Origin of the sequence: Streptomyces sp. NPDC001980, from assembly GCF_040296885.1 — a bacterium.
In the GTDB taxonomy this organism is placed as follows: domain Bacteria; phylum Actinomycetota; class Actinomycetes; order Streptomycetales; family Streptomycetaceae; genus Streptomyces.
Genome location: NZ_JBEOYD010000008.1, coordinates 278,388 through 297,543 on the forward strand (window position 1 = coordinate 278,388; position 19,156 = coordinate 297,543).

A 19,156-nucleotide genomic window follows, 5' to 3' on the forward strand; every position below is an offset into this window, starting at 1 on the left:
CAGATGGACATTAATCCCAAGGATCCGGCCAAGGTCGCCGTGGTGGTGCAGCCCGGCTACGTGCTGTTGGACGTAGCCGTTCCTCAGCAGGTGTTCGGCCGCTGGCCGGACTGGGTGACCGCCTGCTGGCCCGGCGGCGCCCCCTACGAGCTGACCTTGGTGAGTACGGTTCCCGCGGAAAACCCGCTGGTGCCCCGCGAGGTCGAGCCGCTCGACCGGCTGGACACGGCGGACACCGTGATCGTCGCCGGAGTGCAAGACCCCACCGGGTCTCCGGACGCCGAGCTGGTCGAACGGCTGCGTGACGCGTACAACCGGGGCAGCCGGATGGTGTCGATCTGTACGGGCGCCTTCGCCCTGGCGGCGGCCGGGATCCTGGACGGCCGCAGCGCCACCACCCACTGGCGCTGGGCCGGCCTGCTGCGAGAGCGCCACTCGTCGGTCGAGGTCCGCGAAGCGGAGCTCTACGTCGAGGACACCGGCGTCTTCACCTCCGCGGGTGTCCTCGCCGGAACCGACCTGTGCCTGCATCTCCTGCGGCTCGATCATGGTCAGGCCGCCGCGAACACGATGGCCCGCTTCTTGGTCAGCCCGCCCCACCGCGAAGGAGGACAGGCCCAGTTCATCGAGCACATCCCGCCCGACGGTGACTCCGAGATCACCGACGTGATCGCCTGGATCCTGGAACACCTCGACGAGCCGCTCACCCTGGAGTCGGTCAGCCGGCACAGCCACATGAGCACACGAACCCTGCGCCGCAGATTCCGGGCCGTGACCGGAACGAGCGTCATGAACTGGGTGGCCATGCAACGCGTGGGCCGCGCGCGCGAACTCCTCGAGACCACGCGCCTCGGCATCGACGACATCGCCCACCGATGCGGCTTCGGCTCCGCGGAGTCATTGCGCATCCACTTCACCGCGATGACCAGGACCAGCCCATCGGGCTACCGCCGCACCTTCGCTTCCTGATGCTGTTGTCCAACGGTCCCACCTACCGGGGGGACGCCGTTTCGCAGCAACTTCGGTCACGGATCAGGGCCCACAGGACGTCGACGCGCCGACGGGCGAGAGTGAGCTCGGCTGGGACGCGTTTCTTCCCTCCGGCGCGTTTGCGGTCGTAGAACTTCCCCGGGCTCGCGTCGTAGCGGACGCCGACCAGCGCGGAGGTGAAGACGCGCTGGAGCCTTCGGTGGTGGACCAGCGTCCGGTGAGGGTTGCCGCCGACCTTGCCCGGACTGCGCGCCTTGGCCGACGGACTCTGTGACGGCGCGGTCCGGCCTTCGCCGTCAGGCGGCCTGGTGCTGGAAGGTGCGGCGATAGGCCGTGGGGGTATTGCCGACCGTGTCACGGAAGCGGGCGCGCAGGTTGGCTCCGCTGCCGAGTCCGCACCGGACGGCGATCTGCTCCACCTGGAGGTCGGTGGCCTCCAGGAGTTCTCGCGCGCGGTTGATGCGGGCGGTCAGGAGCCATTGGTGGGGGCTGACGCCGGTTTCCTGGCGCCACAGGCGGGTCAGGGTGCGCGGGGAGACGCCGGCATGGTCGGCGAGGTGGGGGATGGTGAGCTCTTCTTCGAGGTGGAGCAGGGCCCATTCACGGGTATCGGCGAGCGTGGTGGCCTGGGGGGTGGGGAGGGTCCTGTTGATGTATTGCGCCTGTCCGCCGTCACGGTGTGGGGCGGCGACGATGTCCCTGGCGATGTCGTTCGCGACAGCTGCGCCGAGGTCTTTGCGGACCAGGTGCAGACACAGGTCGATGCCGGCCGTGAAGCCCGCGGAGGTCAGGATGGTGTCGTTGTCGATGTAGAGGACGTTGCGGTCGACGCGCAGCCGGGGGTAGAGCTCTTCGAGGTCATCCGCCTTGGCCCAATGGGTGGTGACGGTGCGGCCGTCGAGCAGTCCGGCCGAGGCGACGGCGAAGGCGCCGGTACAGATGGAAGCGATGCGTATCCCGGCGCGGCCGGCGAGCTTGAGAGCGGCCCTCACCCGTGGACGCGGAGGGCGCCGGAAGTCCTCGAAGCCCGGGACGATGATCGTGTCCGCTTCGGCGAGCGCCTCGAGACCCGCGGTCAGCCCGAGGGTGAAACCGGCGCTCGTGGTCACGGCCTCCTCGGTGTCGCCGCACACGGTCAGCTCGTAGGGGGTGTTCGGACGGGCGTTGAAGATCTGCGTGGGGATCCCCAGATCCATGGGCAGCACGCCGTCGACCGCCAGGACCATGACCCGGTGCTTGTTCATGGCCGCAATATTACGTCCGACACCAGTGTCACAGGGAGGGCCAGGGAGCCGTCGCGCCTCGCCCCAGAAATGTTCCCGGGATAAACCCCCTGATCAAGTCGCTGATCGGGTGACCGGAAAGCATGGGCTCACCTGCACGACCTGGCCCAAAAGATGCGCATGCTGGCAGATGAGCCGTGTCCTGGAAGGGATGTTCCGGAGCAGGATCGAAGAGCGAGCGCGGGGCAGCCGACTCCACACACCGGTGGAGTGGTCCGAGAGCCCCGGCCGTGGACGAGGAGCCCGCGATGACTTTGCAGAATGTGGTGGGCCGCTTCTTCGACGTGCGGGGCGGCCAGGTGTACGCCCACGTCCGCGAGGGTGACGGCCCGGCGCTGATCTTCCTGCACTACTGGGGAGGCTCACGGCGCACCTGGATCCCGGTGCTTCAGCGGCTGGATCCCGGGCAGGGCTTCGTGGCCTACGACCAGCGTGGATGGGGCGACTCCACGAGCGTGCCGGGACCTTATGACCTGGAGCAGCTCGCCGACGACGCACAGCGGGTCGTCGACGCACTCGGACACTCCCGCTACGTGCTGGTCGGGCATTCCATGGGCGGCAAGGTGGCTCAGATGGTGGCCGCACGCAAGCCCGCCGGTCTGAGGGGAGTCGTCCTCGTGGCGCCCGCGCCGCCCGCGCCGGTCGGGGTGACCGAGCAGGTGCAGGAGACGGTTTCCCACGCCTACGACAACGAGGAAGCGGTTCTTCAGAGCATCGACCTGATGCTGACCCGCGGCGGGCTGACTCCCGAACTGCGTCGGCAGGTGGTCGAGGACAGTCTGCGCGGCGGCGACGAGGCCCGTCTCGAGTGGCCGCGCCAGGGCCTGGTCCAGGACGTGTCGGCCGGCCTCTCGGCCATCGAGGTGCCGGTGCTGGTTCTCGCGGGCAGCCACGACCAGGTCGACCCGCCGACCGTGCTCGCCGACCACCTGCTGCCGCTGATCCCGACCGCCACGCTGACCGTCCTGAAGGACACCGGCCACCTCTCACCCCTTGAGGTGCCCGACCAGGTGGCAGCGCACATAGGCGCGTTCGTCGCCCAGCTGTAAGCACAGCACTCCAGCCGCACATCCCCCGTGTGGCGATCGGCTGTCACGCCACCTGCCGTGCAGCCGCACCCCCCATACCCGGCACGCGTGAGCGTGCCGCCCGGCCACCGCCCCGATCCGCCCCGGACCGGGGCCCGAAAGAAGGAGACACATCATGACCACCGACGCACACCTGTCCGTCTTCGAGCAGCTCGACCTCCCCGACACGAGCCTCACCCGGGACACATTCGCCTTCGCGGCACAGGCCACGCCTGCCTTCATTCACGATCACTGCGTCCGCAGCTACGTCTTCGCCCGCGCCCATGCCCAGAACCAGGGTCTGCGCGCCGGTACCGACTACGACGACGAGCTGCTGTTCGTCGCTTGCGTCCTGCACGACTTGGGACTGAGCGAGGAGGGCAGCAACAGCGACCAGCGTTTCGAGGTCGACGGCGCCGACCTCGCCGCGGCATTCCTCCGCGAGCGTGGTGTCGACGAAGGGCGTATCGCCGTCGCCTGGGACGCCATCGCTCTGCACACCTCGGACGGCATCGCCTCGCGGAAGGGCAGGGAGGTGGCGCTGGCGCAGGCGGGTATCGCCACCGACATCCTCGGAGTCCGGCGGGAGAGCCTTCCGGCCGGCCTCGCCGACGAGGTGCACGCCCTGCTGCCGCGTCAGGACCTGGCCCACGGGTTCAGCGACCTCATCATCACCCAGGCCGTGGCCAAGCCCCACAAGGCGTCCCCGACGACCTTCATCGGCGACCTGCTGCGTCGTCACCTGCCCTACGGCGCCTATCCCAACTGGTACGACCTGATCGACGCGGCCGGCTGGGGCGACAAGCCGGTCGGCGTCACCGCCCGGCGCCGTGCCGAGACGCCCCAGCAGGTGGGGACCTTGTACATGGAGTACCTGGAGGCCGGTGACGTCGAGGGTTTGGTGTCGCTCTACGAGCCGAACGCCCACTTCGTTCCCACCCCCGGAACCCACCTGGTGGGCACGGACGCCATCCGCACGGCCATGCAGCAGATGGTCGACAGCGGTGCCCACCTCACGCTCGAACCGCGCGAGATCCGACAGGTCGACGATGTCGCCCTGGTGTCGAACATCGCCACCCTCACCGGGGTCGGACCGGAGCCGGTGGTCTCCACCACCACCGAAATCCTCCGACGCCAGCCGGGCGGCGGCTGGGTTCACGTCGTGGACGACCCGTTCTTCAGCTGATCGCGTCGGGCGGCCTGGGCACGGAAGCACAGGCCACCCGCCCCTCCCAGGGCTTGGCGGGCATCTGATCAATGTTCAGGACACTGTGAGGGATGGCCCAACTGAGCCTTCGGAGAAACCCTCTGTGCGAGCAGCCCGTCAAGAGTTGTGGATCTCGTGGCGTGAGAGGCGGGCCAGGCACTCGTAGTGTGCCCTCTCCCGGCTCTCATCCGGGGCTGCCCCAGCCGGTCATCCCTCGTCGATGCACAGGCAGAAGGGACGGCCGGCCGGGTCGAAGAGCACCCGGACGTTCTCCTGCGGCTGGAACTCCGCCACGGTGGCGCCCAGGGCGACCGCATCGGCGACCGCCGAGTCCAGATCACCTACCTGGAAGTCGAAGTGCATCATCGGGCGCTGGTCCCCCTCGGCCGGAGGCCACACGGGCGGCCGATAGCCCTTTGCCTGCTGGAACACGAAGAACGGTCCTTGCGGGGAGGCGGCGACGACAGCCGTGCCCGGCTCTTCGTGCCCGAGGTGCCAACCGAGGAGTTCGGCGTAGAACTTCGCCAGCCCGCTGGGGTCCGGCGCCTCGATCGCCGTTCCCCACCACATGCCGTCAGTTCGAGATCTCATTCGCGCAGCCTGCCTGATGAGCCCCGCACGTGACCGGGTAATTGTCACCGGTCGCGTGGTGCGGATCAGGCGGCAGCCTCCCCTCGCTCGACCGGCTTGAACACCATCGCGAGAGCGGCGGCCGGGTTGCCGGCACCGCGGGTGGCCTTGGTGCGGAGTTTGACCTGGAGAAGGTCGGCTCTCCGGGGTTCGTGGTCCGCAGACGGATCCGGTGCTCGGCCGGGAAGGTGGAGAACGCCAGCAGTTCCTCGACGTCGTCGGTGGTCCCCGTCCGCGATCTGCCCCGGACCAGCCGCAGAGCAAAGGAATTGACTATTCCTCATGTCCTAACAAAAGTCCGTACCAAACCCTTGACTGGTCTGGACCAATCGCGCTTTGCTGCTGGGGGTACCACTCACCCCCTACCTCTGGAGTGGCGCATGAGCGCAACCATGCCCAGCGGATTCCGCATAGCCAGCTATGGCAGGTGCATGACAATATTGGCCATGCTGGCCAGCCTCCTCGGCGCGTTCACCGTCCTCGGCGCCGCGAGCCCCGCGGCTGCGGCGGACTGCGCGGCGGCCTGGAGTTCCGGCGCGGTCTACACCGGCGGCATGACCGCCTCCTACAACGGCGACAACTGGCAGGCCAAGTGGTGGACCCAGGGCGAGACGCCCGGCGTCGCCGCAGTCTGGGCCGACCAAGGAGCCTGCGGTGGCTCCAGCGGAGGAGGCACCGGCAGCACCTGCAACTACCCCGCCTGGGTGGCCGGACAGTCCTATGCGACCGGCGCCATCGTGAAGTACACCCCCAATGGCCAGTACTACATCGCCACCCACGACAACCCCGGATACGACCCCACCATCAGCACCTGGTACTGGTCCCCCTACACCTGCACCGGAGGCTCCGGTGGCGGCGGCACGGGCGGATTCGTGGTCAGCGAAGCCCAGTTCAACCAGATGTTCCCGAACCGGAACTCCTTCTACACCTACAGCGGCCTGGTGACGGCGCTCAGCGCCTACCCCGGCTTCGCCACCACCGGCAGCACCACCGTGCAGAAGCAGGAGGCCGCGGCGTTCCTGGCCAACGTCGACCACGAGACCGGCGGCCTCGTCTACATCAACGAGGTCGACCAGTCCGGGAACTACTGCGCGAGCGAGCCCTACGGCTGTCCCGCCGGCACCTACGCCTACTACGGGCGCGGCCCGATGCAGCTCAGCTGGAACTTCAACTACAAGGCCGCCGGCGACGCCCTCGGCGTCGATCTGCTGGACAACCCCGGCCTGGTTGCCTCCGACGCGGCGATCTCCTGGAAGACCGGCCTGTGGTACTGGAACACCCAGACCGGTCCCGGCACGATGACCGGACACAACGCCATGGTCAACGGCGCGGGCTTCGGCGAGACCATCCGCAGCATCAACGGCAGCATCGAGTGCAACGGCGGCAACACCGCCGAGATGCAGGACCGCGTCAACGACTACCTCTCCTTCACCTCCATCCTCGGTGTCCCCGCAGGCTCCAACCTCACCTGCTGACCGCCTCCCCAACACCGAGTCAATGAGGATTTTCACGGTCGGCGGGCGGTTGCCCGCCGACCGTGAGCGGACGCGGACCGGAGCCGGAACGGTCAGCCGTCGTGCCGCTCGCACACGAAACTGTGGTCACCCGGCCCCAGGCCCGACACGGTCACCGCGCCGTCGGCCACGGCCACGTCGCGAGTCGATGCCCGCCGGCCGTCCCACAGTGTCCGCCGGCCGGTGCGCACGCGTTGCCCCCGTGGGTCGCCGGGGAAGGCGACCGATCCCTGGGTGTGTCCGGGCACGTGGACGGTGAGGCGGAAGGAGCGTGCGCCGTTCTCCCATTCGACGCCCAAGGGGCCGTGTGGGGTGGGCAGTTGGCCGGTCGCCCAGTCGATGTCGGCGGGTTGCGGGCGCACCTCCCAGGTGGCGTAACCGGGCGAGGTGGGCCGGGCACCGAGCAGGTGGTGGGTCAGGACCGGCAGGACACCGGTGGACCAGCCGTGGGCCATGCTGGTGTAGGCGCCCTCGTACAGGGATCCGTCCGGCCCGATGCCTTCCCAGTGGGTGATGCCGGGGTCGTTCCCGTCCATCCAGCCGTAGGTGCGGCGGATCTGGTCCAGCGCGGAGTCGGCCCGGCCGGTCAGGAAACGGGCTTCGATCTCCGGGTAGGAGGTGAAGGCGTAGACCCGCTGGGAGGCCTGGTCGAAGAGGGTGTCGTTGTCCATGAACGCGTTCCCGTACGCCCGCCCGGTCGTCGCGTCGAGATGCGCCAGCGCCGCTGCGGCACGGTCGGCGCTCGCGATGCCGGTGACGACGGCGAGGGAGTTGCCGTCCTGGGCGTGACGCACGGCGCCGGTGGCGGAGTCCAGGTAGGCGCCCGCGTCGGCGTCCCACAGCGCGGAGTTGACGGCCTGCGCGACCGTGTCCGCCCTGGTGCTCCAGCGCGCGGCGTCGGCGTCCTGCCCCAGCAGCCGGGCCAGCCGGGCCGCGTCCTGGAGGGCCTGGACGTAGAGCGCGTTGTAGTAGGTGACGCGGCCCGTGCGGCCCAGGAAGGCGTAGTCGCCGTATCCCCCGGTGTTGTTGAGGCCCTTGCTCAGCAGGCCCGCGTCGTCGGTGACGCTGGGGTACCAGGTGTCGAGGACCTTCAGCAGGGTCGGGTAGTAGCGGGTGGCGTACGGGCGGTCGCCGGTGTAAAGGACGTAGTCCCAGCTGCAGGTGACCCAGTAGAGCGGGTAGTCGAAGAGGGGCAGGGTGTAGTTCCCGATGGAGGCGGGCGGGATCCAGCCGTCGGCGCGCTGATGGTCGGCGAGGTCGGCCAAGACGTTGCGGGCCGCCTCGGCGGCGTCGTCGTGGGTCAGGTAGAGGGTGCGCGCGGAGACGGCGAGGTCGCCGACGTACGGGTCGCGGTCGCGCTTGGCGCCGTCCTGCAGGACCAGCTTCCCCTCCAGCGAGGCGCTCCACGCGTTGCGTGGATCGACGTCGTCCTGGCGGAAGGTGTCGGTGACCAGTTCGTTGGTGTACGAGGCGCCGTACCAGTAACGATTCAACTCGTCGTCGGAGCAGAGGAACCAGCCGCGGTAGGTGCTGGGCGTACCCAGGTACGCGGTGAACTGCAACGCGATCGAGTCGATTTCGACCGTCCCCCAGGGCTGGGCGGCAGGGCTGTCCGAGGCCAGCGCGTCGAGGCTGATCCTGAGGTAGCGGAATCCGTGCAGCCCGTCCGCGAACACCTTGTCACCGGCCTGGAAGCCCTTGTGGTCGGTCCAGTTGGCGCCCTTCGCGGGCACGGCGAACTGGTCCGTGCCCTGCCCGGCACCGCCCGCCTGGTCGGAGCGGGTGAAGTCCGAGCGGTCGGTGAGGAATTGCCGGGTCTCGGAGAACGCCACCCGCACCCCGGGTGAGTTGTCGGACGCCGAGGTGAACCGGATCTGCGGATAGCCGACCACGACCTTGCCGAAGTCAACGGTGATGCTCGGTACGGGAATCGGGTCGACGGGAGCGGGCCATACCTCGTTGATCCGCGTGAAGTAACCGTGCGGGGTGTCCTGCGCGTTGGTCACCGTGATGCGCACGCGGTCGGTACTGACCTCCTCCGTGAACGGAACGGCCCTCTGGACCGCGTCGTTGCCGGTGACCGTGGCGGCGGCGTGCCAGTCGCCGTCGCGCCACACATCGACCGTCCAGTCGGTCGGCACGCCGTCGCTGTCGGAGATCAGCGTGATGCCCGTCAAGGGTGTGACCTGCGGCGCGGTGATGGTGAGGACGTCGGGGAACGCCCCCAGGGTGTCGTCGTTCCAGAAGGTGTCCGGGTTGCCGTCGATCGCATTGGCGGCGTCGTAGGTGCGCGGCTGCCCGTCGTTGCCGTTGTTGCCGGCATGAGCCGACGAGGCCTCGGCCGTGGTGCCGTCGGGCCAGCGCGGCGCCGCCGCGGGGCTCGGACGCCGCAGGACGGATCCGGCACCGCCCGGCTTGAGCAACGCCTCGGGCTTCTTCACGTCGCCGCTCACCGCGACGATCCGCGCGGGGCGGACCGTGCGGGAGGACGGGCCCTGGACGTACCGGTGCCAGCCGCCGGCGCGGCGCGACGGGCCGCCGGTGGCGGAAGCGGAGGTCTGCTCGGCCGGGAGCGCCTCTGCCGAGGGGAGTCCGGCGGAGAGGGACACCGCCGAGAGCCCGACAGTGCCGGCCGTGGCCAGAACTGTGCGCCGGGAAAGACCCTTGTCCGGTGTGCTGTTCGACGCCATGGCGCTCCCTACTCTTCCTTGAGCAAGAATGGTTTGAATCGTTTCAATTCCCAGTTGCGAGGTGACGCTATCTCGAACGCGGGGCGCCCGTACAGCGTTGGGACAGGAGTAATTCGCCGATCCCTGAGCACACATGACACTGCGGCGTCGACGCAGTGTCCGGCGCAAGCACCACGTCGAGCACCGGGTCGAGTCCTTCGAGCAGCGACGCCTACGTCAGCGCGAAGGCCAGCAGTGCCGTCGTGGTGAAGTCCAAAGACGGTTCCACGGTCTGCCAGGCGCCGACGTCGTCCACGTACCGCGACCCCTTGCCGTCGAAGTCCGTCCAGGCTCCGGTCGGCGGGGTGGCGGTGCACTTCTTCATGGTGGGGAAGGTGTTCAACTCCGCAAGTTCCGCGGCCGCGTTGGGGCCGTTGACCACGGCGCCCCGCAGGATCGCGCCCTTGCCGTCGTGGCTGCCCCGGAGGTTGGCCAACTGGTGTTCCGGGCAGTGCGGGTAGACCTCGCCCGCACCGATCACGAAGCTGGTCCCCCAGGGATTCGCGCCGAGGGCCCAGCCGCGCTGCCGCCCGGCGAAGGCCGCGTAACGGGTGTCGCCGGTGGCCTTGGCGTAGAGGCGGGCGGTGGCCACCAGGCCGAAGGTGTGCGGTACGGCGTCGAAGTCGTCGTAGACCGCGCCGGCACCGAACGGGTCGTGCCCGGCGCCGTCGACGCCGTCGTCCAGCTGGCGGCGCAGGTCCTGGTACAGGTCCGCCTCCCCGATGCCGCCCGTCCGGGCGCCGTCCAGAGCGGTGGCCAGGTCGACATGGGCCAGGGCGCTCACGTCCGCGACGTCGAGGGTGCCCTTGACGTCGGAGTCCAGGTAGGCGCGGGCCCAGTGGGCCGCGTCGGCCGTCCAGTCCCCCTCCCGGTCGTCCCCCACATCCCGTGCCGCCAGGGCCAGTTCGGCGGCGGCGAACTCCAGGTCGTCCTGCCAGGAGTCCTCGGGGTAGAAGGCGCTCGGGAAAGCGGTGAAGAGCGGTTCGCCGGGGTCCGGGTCGGTGTCGGCAAGGTCGTAGACGGCGGCGGCCTTGTCCAGCCAAGCCCGCGCCTCCTCCGGATCGGTGCCGGCCACGCGCTGCGCGGCGAGGGCGAAGGCCGCGGCCACCCGCCCCGCCAGACTGGGGGTGATCGGCTCGCCCGGCTCGTTCGCGCGGAAGACCGGACGGTGCTTGATCGTGTAGTCGGGGTCACCGGGCCGCACGTCGAGCCGGTCGTCGGCCTCCGGCAGCCGCCACACGTCGTGGTCGGTCCGTACGGCGTCGTTGCCCGCGCCGATGCCGACCTGGGCGTAGAGCGTCTCGCTGTCCTCGTCCCACATCTTGTCCAGCCAGTCCAGCCCGTGCGAGGCCTCGGCGGACAGTTCCGTCATGTGCGGCAACTCGCGCTGGGCGAGCTGGAGTTCGGCGACCGAGTAGGAGGTGGTGCCGGTGAACTTGAGGAAGTCGCCCGCGTCGAACCAGCCGCCCGAGACGTCGGCCCGGTCGCCGGTCGGGATCAGCCGCTCGTCGAGCAGTTCGGTGCCCTCCTCGTCGTAGTCCGGATCGGCGTAGACGGTCGCGTCCTCGTCGGCCAGATGGGACGGGCCGCGCTCGAGAGCGCCGCCGGGCAGGACGTCGGCTCCGTCGCGCTGGGCCTGGAGGAAGCGGATGTTGTCCCGGACCAGCGGGGTCATCAGCTCCCGGGCGCCGGCGATGCGGAAGGCGGGCGAGCGGCCTGCCGCGGTGCCGGTGAGGACGAGGCGGTAGGTGCCGGGGGTGTTCAGGGCGGAGAGGTCCGCAGTGCGTACCGAGGGGTACTTGGCGTTCCAGTGCCCGGTGACGGGACCGAGCCGACCCGCCGCCACCACCTTGCCCTCGCCGGTGTCGACGACCTTGAAACGGGCTCCCGCGAGGGCCTTCGAGGGGCCCATGACGTAGGCCTGCTTCGTCTCGCCGCGCACATAGCCGACCTGGTCGACCCGGACGGCCACGTCGGTCGAGGGCGGTGTGCGGGCGCCGCCGAAGGGCATGCCGAACAGGTTCACGGCGACGAGCAGGGTGCCCAGGCCACTGACGCCCGCGGCGACCAGCAGCCCGGGGGTGCGCAATGAGTTCATGCGCCCACGGTGCCGGGGCCTTCATGAGATGACGATGAGGACGCCGGTGTCGTGCGGGGCGGGCGCACCGGCAGCCGCAGCTCGGCGAGCAGCCCGCCGCCGGGGGCGTCCGTGAGGCGGGCGGTGCCGTGATGCAACTCGGCGACCCAGCGCACGATGGCGAGTCCGGCGCCGGTACCCGCGACGGCCCCTGACCCCCCGGTGACCGTGACCCCCCGGCGGAACACCCGCTCCCGGTCCCCCGCCGGTACCCCCGCCCCGTGGTCGCGCACCGTCACCAGCCCCGGCGCGACCGTGACCTCCACCGGCGCCCCCGCCTGGCCCCCGTGCCGCTGGGCGTTCTCCACCAGGTTGCGGACCGCCTGGGCCAGCAGGCCGGGGTCGCCGAGGACCACCACCGGCTCGGACGCCACCGTGACGCTCGCGTGGTCCGGTAGTTCCTCGACCGTGGTCTCCACCAGCTGGTCCAGGCGCAGCGGCACCCGCTCGACCTGCTGCGCGCCCGCCTCCAGCCGGGCTCTGGCGAGCAGCCCGGTGACCAGCCGGCTCAGCCGGTCCACCAGCCGCAGCGCCTCGTCGGAGGAACCACCCCGCTCCACCACGAGCCGCAACGTCGCCAGCGGCGTGCGCAGTTCGTGTGCCGCCTCGGCCAGGAACTGCTCCTGCTGCCCGAGCCCGCGCACCGCAGGCCGCATGGCGCGGCCGGAGAGCACATGGCCGACGGCCGCCGCGCAACAGACCAGCGCCGTACAGCCGAGCGCCAGCCACCGCACCAGGACGTCGTGATCGTGCTCGCTGCGCGCCAGCTCGGTGCCGACCAGCACGGCGGCCCCGATCCGGTCGTCGTCCCAGACCGGAGACGCCGCCCAACGCAAGCGCCCGCCTCCGGCGGACGGCGCGCTGACCAGCACGGTCTCCTGTTCGTCCAGGACGCTCCGCCAGATCCGGTCCAGCCGTTCCGCGTCGGGCAGCGCCGAGCGCGTGGGGACGACGTTCCGCACCGACGGTGCCTTCCCCGACGCCGACCGGATGACGGCCAGCACCTGTGCGCCCCGGGCGAGTTCGTCCTCCCGCAGCGGCTCCAGATGCAGCACCCCCGCGTCGAACCACACCGCCCGCGACAGACCGGTGGCACGGCTGCCGACCTCGTGGTCGAGGCCGGAGCTGCGGGACCCGGCGTCGATACGGACGGCGACGGCGGCGAGTACGACGAGACAGGCAGCCGTGGCCGAGGCGAACAGGAGCGTCATCACCCGGCGGGTGCGCCGCAGCCGGGCCACGGCGGGAGACACGGCGGACGCGGTCTCACGACGCCTCACTCCTCGCCGCCCAGGTGGTAGCCGACACCGCGCACCGTCCGGATCGGATCGGGCGGGCCGAGCCGACGGCGCAGCTGGCCGATGAGGACGTCCACCACGTTGGACATCGGCTCGCTCGCCTCGTCCCAGCAGCTCTCGATCAGCTCGGTGCGCGTCACGACCTCGCCCGCGCGCAGCATCAGCATCTCGAGCACCGCGAACTCCTTGGCCGACAGGCTCAGCAGTACCCCGGCCCGGGACACCCGGCGCCGCGGCAGATCGACCTCCAGGTCGCCCGCCCGCAGGACCGGCGGCCGCGCGGGCTGGTCCCTGCGGCACAACGCCCGTACGCGTACGGCCAGTTCGGCGAAGGCGAACGGTTTGACCAGGTAGTCGTCCGCGCCATGCTCGAAGCCGGCCACCCGCTCGTCCACCGCGTCCAGCGCCGTCAGCAGCAGAAAGGGCAGCGCCGATCCCGTACGCCGGTGCGCGGCCAGCAGCGTGAGCGAGTCACCGTCCGGCACCGCGCGGTCGGCCACGACACAGTCGTAGCGATTGACGGCGAGCTTGAGGTCCGCCTCGGCCAGAGTGCCCGCCAGATCCACCGCGAAGCCCTCGCCGCGCAGTTGAGCGGCGACGACAGGGCCCAGGTCGGGATCGTCCTCCAGGACCAGAACGCGCATGGTCCGGAGCTTAGACGGTGGCCGTGTCGCCCGAGTGGCGCGACTTTCGTCGCGCGCGGGTGCGACGAACGGATGCTGTGTGCCCGGGCGGGGGTGCCTACCGTGGGCGCGTGGATGTGACGATGAAGGCCCTCGATGTCCGGGAGGGCATCCGGAAACACCTGGGCGCGGCGGGTATGTGGCCTCGGCGGCGGATCGTCGGCGAGACGCTGCTGGCCCTCGTGCTCGCCCTGCTCACGGCCCTGACCCTGCCGAACGCGAGCGTGCCGCGGGCGGTCGCCGTGGCGGTGGCCGTCGTGGTGGCCGCGCTGCTGCGGCGGGCGTTCCCGGGGAGCGTGCTGGTGCTCACCGCGGCGCTCGCGGGCGTGCTCGGCGCCTTCTGGCTGTTGCTGATGGTCGTGAGCTGGTCGGCGGGGTCCAGGATCGAGGCGCCGCGGCGGGCACTCACGCTGTTCGCGGCCTCGTACGTCCTCTACGCGGGACTCTCCGTCCAGCTGGCGGCCTTCGCGCTGCCCGCGCCGCAGACGCTGCTGTTCGTCACGCTCGGGTTCTTGGCGGCGGTGGTCGTGCCCGCTCTGGCCAGCCGCTACCGCGCCCAACGGCACAGGCTGCTGCGCGCGCTGCACGAACAGAACGCCCAGCTGCTGCGGGAACGCGAGATCGTCGCGTCCCACGCCCGCCTGCGGGAGCGGCAGCGGATAGCGCAGGACATGCACGACAGCCTCGGCCACCAGCTGGCGCTGATCGCCGTGCACACGGGTGCCCTGGAGGTGGACCGGGGCCTGACGGACGGCCAGCGCGAGGTGGTCGGCGTGCTGCGGGAGGCGTCCGTGACCGCGATGCACGAACTTCGCGAGGCCGTCGGCATCCTGCGTGACGGCACCCCGGACCGGGCGCGGGAGCGCGAGGACGCACCTGAGCCCGTCACCCGGGGCGCCGCGGGGGTCGACGCCCTGGTGGCGGCGGCGCGGGGCACCCGGGCGGTCGTGGAGCTCCGGCGCACGGGCGAGGCACGGCCGCTGGCCCCCGCCGCCGACCACGCCGCGTACCGGATCGTGCAGGAGGCCCTCACCAACGCCCTCAAGCACGCCCCGGGAGCCCCGGTCACCGTGGCGCTGCGCTACGAGCCGGATTCCCTGGTGGTCGAGGTCGCCAACGGACCGGTGCCCGCGACGGCCGAGGACGCGGGGCGGACCGTGGTCAGCGGCGGGCAGGGCCTGACCGGGCTGCAGGAACGGGCCCGGCTGGTCGGCGGCCTGGTGCACGCGGGGGCCACGGCCGACGGCGGGTTCCGGATCGCGGGCGTACTGCCCTATCCGGGGCGGGAGACGACGACCTTCGTCGACACGGCGGACGACTTCCGGGGGCAGAGCGGAGGGCAGGTGCCCGGAGACGGTGGCGACCTCATCGACTGGTCCGGTCCGCCGGACAGACAGAAGGAGTTCGACATCGCCATGGGAAGCAGGAGGAAGGGCCTCTGGATCGGATGCGGCGGCGCGCTGCTGGCCTTCGTGGTGCTCGGGGGGCTGGCCGTCGTGTTCGTCGTCAAGCTGGTGGGCGACGAGGCCGACAAGCTCGTGATCGACCCGTCGGTCTACGACTCGGTGCGGGTCGGCGACACCGAGGCGGCCGTCCGGGACAGGCTGCCGCACGGCAGGTCGTTCCTGGCCCAGGCGCTGGACAGCGACCACGGTGCTCCCCCGGCACCGCACGGAGCGACGTGCTCGTCCTACCTGTCGAGCGGGGACTGGCCGGACGGGGGCGGCAAGGCGCCCGCCTTCCGCTTCTGCTTCCGGGACGGCAAACTGATCGAGAAGCGGACGTTCATGAGCACGTCGTAGCCATGAGCACGTCGTAGCCTCGACCACCAAGCAGGAGAGCTGTGATCAGGGTTCTCGTCGCGGACGACGAACCGCTCATCCGGGCGGGCATCAGGATGATCCTCACCTCCGCCGACGACATCGACGTCGTCGCGGAGGCCGCCGACGGCCGTGCGGCGGTCGAGCTGGTCCGTGCGCACACCGTCGACGTGGCCCTGCTCGACATCCAGATGCCCGTACTGGACGGCCTGTCCGCGCTGGCCGAACTGCGCCGGGCGGCACCGGCCGTGCGGGCCCTGATCCTGACGACGTTCGGCGAGCGGGAGAACGTACTGCGCGCACTGAGCGAGGGCGGCGCCGGGTTCCTGCTGAAGGACTCGGCGCCCGCCGAGCTGATCCAGGCGGTACGGGCGGCGGCCGCAGGGGACGCGTATCTGTCGCCCGGCGCCACCCGCCATGTGGTCGACTCCCTCGCCTCGGGCCGTGCCGCGGCGCGCGGCGAGGAGGCACGGCGACGCCTGGAGGCCCTGAGCGAACGGGAGTTGGAGGTGCTCGGACTCCTCGGCGAGGGGCTGTCGAACGCCGACGCGGGCGCCCGGATCCATGTGAGCGAAGCGACGGTGAAGACGTACGTCAGCCGCATCCTGACGAAGCTGGGGTGCGAGAACCGGGTCCAGGCGGCGTTGCTGGCCCGGGACGCGGGGCTCGGGCCCGACTGACCCACCGGTGCGCGGGGTTCACGCCGGGAGCCGGCGTCCACTCCTCCGTCGGAGCGTCCCGGCTCACGCCCGCGGAAGCCCTGGCGACGGCATGAACGGGGGGGCTCCCCTTACGACTCCGGGCCGATGCGGCCCGGGCGACAGGAGACTTGAATGACGGACATCCCGTCTCACGGCAGCGCTTCGTCCAGGACCTCGCCTACCTGGGTGTGCCGGAGACGCAGGACCCGGACGGGACGCGCATCCTGACCAGAAGCTGACCGCCGCGCTCTCGTGTCCGTCCGTCCGGGGTATGGCCAGGCATACCCCGAAGACGGGGCCTGGCCGGCAGGGTCCGTGCGCTGCGGGCGGTTAGCGTTGTTCCCGTGCCCGGGAATCCGCAGACCGTGTGGGAGTCGATGCAGGGGCGCCGGTTCCTCCTGGGCGCTTGGCCGTGGCGTGCGCTGGGCTACCTGCTGGCGTCGGTGCCGCTGATGCTGTCGGCCGGCGTGGTGATCGGGGCACTGACGCTGCCGTGGCTCATGACCTGGTCGCAGGTCGTCCACGGCGCCCATGTCCCACCAGGCGGCATGCTCGCCTCGGTGCTGGGCGGGGGCGTGCTGATCGCCGTCGGCGCCCCGCTGGCGGCGATGCCGCTGACGGTCGCGGAGCGCAGGAGACTGGCTCTGGTGGACACGCGTCCGGTGCGCTCGGGCCACCGGGTGCCGCCGCGGCCCGGTCCTTGGCCATGGGTCCGGACCCGCTGCCGCGAGGCGGCGACCTGGCGCGAGGTCGCCTATGCCGTCCTCTTCGTCACGGTCGGCCCGGTGGCGTACCTGGTGGTGTTCGGCGTCGCGTTCCTGGTGGCCGGGTTCATCGCCGCGCCGTTGCTGGTCCATGACGGCACTCCGGTGGCGCTCGGGTTCGGCAGTGCCGACAGTGTCGGCGACGCCCTGTGGTACGCGCTGGCGGGCGTGGTGATGCTTCCTGCCGTGCCCTACCTCCTGGCCCTGCTCGCCGGTGCGCACGGTGCGGTGGCGCGGGCCCTTCTCGGCGACGGGGACGAGCACCGGCTGCGGGCCGAGCTGGTGGAGGTGGCACGGTCACGGGCGCGGCTCGTGGACGCGTTCGAGGCCGAGCGGCGCCGCATCGAACGCGACCTGCACGACGGCACCCAGGAACGGCTCGTCAGCCTGACGCTGCGGCTCGGCCTGGCGCGTCTGGACATCGCGCCGGGGACCCAGGCGTACCAGAACGTGACCGACGCCCATGAGCAGGCCAAGCAGCTCATGGCCGAGCTGCGGGAGCTGATCCGCGGCATCCACCCCAGAGTGCTGACCGACCGGGGGCTGACGGCGGCGCTCGGCGAGCTCGCCGACCGGTCCGCGATCCCGGTCACCGTACGCACAGAACTGACGGACGTGACGGACCGGCTGCCCCGGCACGTGGAGACGACCGCGTACTTCGTCGCCACCGAGGCACTGACGAACATCGCCAAGCACAGCCGGGCCACCGCCGCCTCGATCACGGTCCGGCGAGAAGGGCGGACGCTGACGGTCGAGATCCTCGACGACGGCATCGGCGGCGCCGACCCGGCGCGGGGCACGGGCCTGACCGGCCTCGCGGACCGGCTGGCGGTCGTCGACGGCAGAATACTGCTGTCCAGTCCGGACGGCGGACCGACCCTGCTACGTGTGGAGCTTCCGTGCGGCCAGAACGATCTGCGATCCGAGTAGTCCTGGCCGAGGACGGGCTGCTGCTCCGGGAAGGCCTGGCCAGTCTGCTCGGCAGGTTCGGCTTCGAGGTCGTGGCGACGGTCGGCGACGCGGAGGGGCTCCGGGCGGCCGCCGCGGAGCACGAGCCGGATCTGGTGGTGACCGACATCCGGATGCCACCGGGTTTCACCGACGAAGGGCTGCGCGCGGCCGTCGAACTGCGGCGTACCCACCCCGGCACGGCCGTGGTCGCCCTGAGCCAGTACGTCGAGCTGAGCTACGCCTCCGACCTGCTCGATTCGGCGGACGGCCGGGGCGTGGGCTACCTCCTGAAGGACCGTGTGGTCGATGTGGAGGAGTTCGCCGTCACGCTGCGCAGCGTGACGGCGGGCGCAACGGTGGTCGACGCGCAGGTCGTACGGCAGCTGCTGCAGCGGCAGCGCGACCCGCTGTCGAGCCTGTCGGCACGCGAACGCGAGGTGCTCGGCCTCATCGCCGAGGGCTGCTCGAACGCCGCGATCGCCCGGACCCTGGTGGTCTCCGAGGCCACGGTCGGCAAACACGTCGGGAGCATCTTCGGCAAACTCGACCTGCCGCCGGCCGAGAGCACCCACCGCAGGGTCCTGGCGGTGCTCGCCTATCTCCGGAATTCGGCTCGCTGAGCGACACCGCGCAGAATGACGGTGGCGGTCATCACCAGCCAGACCTGCAGGGAGAAAACCGCTATACGCTCCGCGCCACCCATTCCGAGACCGAAATAGTTGTCGCCGAAGTGCACGATCGTCCCGGCGAACGCGAGCGTCCCGATGACCAGAGTCGGCACCTTGAGGGCCCTGAGCGGTCCACGGCCGAAAGCCACTCCGGCGACGAGCAGCCCGATGTTCCCCCCGACCATGATGAACAGCGCACCGAGTACGTGCATATTGAGATCGACGTCAGCCGGCCACAGCGCGGCGAGCAGATACCCGCAGGCGCCGATGCCGATCAACACCCGAGCGGTCACCGACGCCCGCCCTCGCCCCCAGGCCTGCGCGGTGAGCAGGACACCGAGGAGGACGAGCAGTGCGGCCACGACGATCGCGCCGTTGAACAGCGTATGCGCGGGGGAACAGATATAGCGGACGGGTGGATTGTCGAGGGGGTCGGTGTTCCCGCAGTACACGTTCCCCAGGTCGCTGATGTTGTTGTTGCGCAGACTGTACGGGGTATTCCAGGCCAGCTGGGCGATGATGTTTCCGAGAACGAAAATTCCTGCGCCGGCGAGCCAGGAGACGGCTCCGATTCGGGTGACCGTGGAATCAAGAAGTCGGTGATGGGTGACCATGCCGGTCATCGAACCATCGGCACCTCGGCAAGGTCATTACGGCGGCCGACCAATCTCAGGTAGGGCCAGCCATACCGCCCCTGCCCCTCACGAAACACCG

At 70.7% G+C, this 19,156-nt stretch carries 15 protein-coding genes and 2 pseudogenes; 8 read left to right on the plus strand and 9 right to left on the minus strand.

All coding sequences use genetic code 11. The features are described from left to right. Window positions 1-3 precede the first annotated feature (3 nt). Window positions 4-969, plus strand: a complete 966-nt coding sequence (locus tag ABT137_RS15370; protein ID WP_351708218.1) for a GlxA family transcriptional regulator — start codon at window positions 4-6, stop codon at window positions 967-969. A gap of 22 nt (window positions 970-991) precedes the next feature. Here ABT137_RS15370 and ABT137_RS15375 read toward each other — a convergent pair. Together ABT137_RS15375 and ABT137_RS15380 are read right to left on the minus strand one after the other, a co-directional pair. Continuing rightward, window positions 992-1,240: pseudogene (locus ABT137_RS15375) on the minus strand (IS110 family transposase); the annotation flags it as partial. Between the two features lie 46 nt (window positions 1,241-1,286). Continuing rightward, window positions 1,287-2,234 carry a GlxA family transcriptional regulator gene (locus ABT137_RS15380; RefSeq protein WP_351708221.1) on the minus strand — a complete coding sequence of 316 codons (948 nt, stop codon included), beginning with the start codon at window positions 2,232-2,234 and terminating at the stop codon, window positions 1,287-1,289. A gap of 287 nt (window positions 2,235-2,521) precedes the next feature. Here ABT137_RS15380 and ABT137_RS15385 point away from each other — a divergent pair, with 287 nt between their 5' ends. Then, window positions 2,522-3,322: an alpha/beta fold hydrolase gene (locus ABT137_RS15385; RefSeq protein WP_351708224.1), complete on the plus strand. Its 801-nt coding sequence runs from the start codon at window positions 2,522-2,524 to the stop codon at window positions 3,320-3,322. Window positions 3,323-3,476: 154 nt separating this feature from the next. Continuing rightward, entirely contained in the window at window positions 3,477-4,526 is a 1,050-nt protein-coding gene (locus ABT137_RS15390) for an SgcJ/EcaC family oxidoreductase (RefSeq protein WP_351708227.1), read from the plus strand. Between the two features lie 228 nt (window positions 4,527-4,754). Here the strand turns inward: ABT137_RS15390 and ABT137_RS15395 are convergent, their stop codons facing one another. Together ABT137_RS15395 and ABT137_RS15400 are read right to left on the minus strand one after the other, a co-directional pair. Continuing rightward, window positions 4,755-5,138 (minus strand): VOC family protein, encoded by a 384-nt coding sequence (locus tag ABT137_RS15395; RefSeq protein WP_351708230.1) that lies wholly within the window; start codon window positions 5,136-5,138, stop codon window positions 4,755-4,757. A gap of 74 nt (window positions 5,139-5,212) precedes the next feature. After that, a pseudogene (locus tag ABT137_RS15400) lies at window positions 5,213-5,400 on the minus strand (IS256 family transposase); the annotation flags it as partial. Window positions 5,401-5,623: 223 nt separating this feature from the next. Here ABT137_RS15400 and ABT137_RS15405 point away from each other — a divergent pair. After that, the gene (locus tag ABT137_RS15405; protein WP_351708233.1) at window positions 5,624-6,652 is read left to right on the plus strand and encodes a glycoside hydrolase family 19 protein; all 1,029 of its coding nucleotides are present in this window, start codon (window positions 5,624-5,626) and stop codon (window positions 6,650-6,652) included. 92 nt (window positions 6,653-6,744) lie between these two features. On the opposite strand, the gene ABT137_RS15410 is transcribed toward ABT137_RS15405, so the two are convergent. The 4 genes from ABT137_RS15410 to ABT137_RS15425 all read right to left on the minus strand — a co-directional run bounded on the left by ABT137_RS15410 (window position 6,745) and on the right by ABT137_RS15425 (window position 13,499). Beyond that, complete coding sequence (locus ABT137_RS15410; protein WP_351708235.1) at window positions 6,745-9,381, minus strand: alpha-L-rhamnosidase-related protein; 2,637 nt, start codon at window positions 9,379-9,381, stop codon at window positions 6,745-6,747. Window positions 9,382-9,592: 211 nt separating this feature from the next. Further along, window positions 9,593-11,518 carry a glycoside hydrolase family 9 protein gene (locus ABT137_RS15415; protein ID WP_351708238.1) on the minus strand — a complete coding sequence of 642 codons (1,926 nt, stop codon included), beginning with the start codon at window positions 11,516-11,518 and terminating at the stop codon, window positions 9,593-9,595. After that, a complete protein-coding gene (locus tag ABT137_RS15420; protein WP_351708241.1) occupies window positions 11,515-12,810 on the minus strand; it encodes a sensor histidine kinase in 1,296 nt (431 codons plus the stop codon). Before ABT137_RS15420 ends, ABT137_RS15415 begins: the two co-directional genes overlap by 4 nt. A gap of 23 nt (window positions 12,811-12,833) precedes the next feature. Further along, on the minus strand, window positions 12,834-13,499 hold the full coding sequence (locus tag ABT137_RS15425) for a winged helix-turn-helix domain-containing protein (protein WP_351708244.1): 666 nt from the start codon (window positions 13,497-13,499) through the stop codon (window positions 12,834-12,836). Window positions 13,500-13,675: 176 nt separating this feature from the next. Between ABT137_RS15425 and ABT137_RS15430 the strand changes: the two genes are divergently transcribed. The 4 genes from ABT137_RS15430 (at window position 13,676) to ABT137_RS15445 (ending at window position 18,394) form a co-directional block, all read left to right on the plus strand. Continuing rightward, window positions 13,676-15,340 (plus strand): sensor histidine kinase, encoded by a 1,665-nt coding sequence (locus ABT137_RS15430; RefSeq protein WP_351708402.1) that lies wholly within the window; start codon window positions 13,676-13,678, stop codon window positions 15,338-15,340. A 41-nt stretch (window positions 15,341-15,381) separates the two neighbouring features. Then, window positions 15,382-16,038 (plus strand): response regulator transcription factor, encoded by a 657-nt coding sequence (locus tag ABT137_RS15435; protein ID WP_351708247.1) that lies wholly within the window; start codon window positions 15,382-15,384, stop codon window positions 16,036-16,038. Window positions 16,039-16,403: 365 nt separating this feature from the next. Beyond that, window positions 16,404-17,753, plus strand: a complete 1,350-nt coding sequence (locus tag ABT137_RS15440) for a sensor histidine kinase (protein WP_351708250.1) — start codon at window positions 16,404-16,406, stop codon at window positions 17,751-17,753. Next, window positions 17,723-18,394: a response regulator gene (locus ABT137_RS15445; RefSeq protein ID WP_351708253.1), complete on the plus strand. Its 672-nt coding sequence runs from the start codon at window positions 17,723-17,725 to the stop codon at window positions 18,392-18,394. The genes ABT137_RS15440 and ABT137_RS15445 overlap by 31 nt, the downstream gene beginning before the upstream one ends. Here ABT137_RS15445 and ABT137_RS15450 read toward each other — a convergent pair. Then, complete coding sequence (locus ABT137_RS15450) at window positions 18,370-19,065, minus strand: DUF998 domain-containing protein (protein ID WP_351708256.1); 696 nt, start codon at window positions 19,063-19,065, stop codon at window positions 18,370-18,372. The genes ABT137_RS15445 and ABT137_RS15450 overlap by 25 nt on opposite strands. Window positions 19,066-19,156 lie beyond the last annotated feature (91 nt).

What these genes read in the sequence shown, in the direction of transcription:
- ABT137_RS15370 (WP_351708218.1), top strand. Translation starts at nt 4, where the DNA reads ATGGACATTAATCCCAAGGATCCGGCCAAGGTCGCCGTGGTGGTGCAG.
- ABT137_RS15425 (WP_351708244.1), bottom strand. Translation starts at nt 13,499, where the DNA reads ATGCGCGTTCTGGTCCTGGAGGACGATCCCGACCTGGGCCCTGTCGTC.
- ABT137_RS15410 (WP_351708235.1), bottom strand. Translation starts at nt 9,381, where the DNA reads ATGGCGTCGAACAGCACACCGGACAAGGGTCTTTCCCGGCGCACAGTT.
- ABT137_RS15405 (WP_351708233.1), top strand. Translation starts at nt 5,624, where the DNA reads ATGCTGGCCAGCCTCCTCGGCGCGTTCACCGTCCTCGGCGCCGCGAGC.
- ABT137_RS15395 (WP_351708230.1), bottom strand. Translation starts at nt 5,138, where the DNA reads ATGAGATCTCGAACTGACGGCATGTGGTGGGGAACGGCGATCGAGGCG.
- ABT137_RS15450 (WP_351708256.1), bottom strand. Translation starts at nt 19,065, where the DNA reads ATGACCGGCATGGTCACCCATCACCGACTTCTTGATTCCACGGTCACC.
- ABT137_RS15385 (WP_351708224.1), top strand. Translation starts at nt 2,522, where the DNA reads ATGACTTTGCAGAATGTGGTGGGCCGCTTCTTCGACGTGCGGGGCGGC.
- ABT137_RS15415 (WP_351708238.1), bottom strand. Translation starts at nt 11,518, where the DNA reads ATGAACTCATTGCGCACCCCCGGGCTGCTGGTCGCCGCGGGCGTCAGT.
- ABT137_RS15430 (WP_351708402.1), top strand. Translation starts at nt 13,676, where the DNA reads ATGTGGCCTCGGCGGCGGATCGTCGGCGAGACGCTGCTGGCCCTCGTG.
- ABT137_RS15380 (WP_351708221.1), bottom strand. Translation starts at nt 2,234, where the DNA reads ATGAACAAGCACCGGGTCATGGTCCTGGCGGTCGACGGCGTGCTGCCC.
- ABT137_RS15390 (WP_351708227.1), top strand. Translation starts at nt 3,477, where the DNA reads ATGACCACCGACGCACACCTGTCCGTCTTCGAGCAGCTCGACCTCCCC.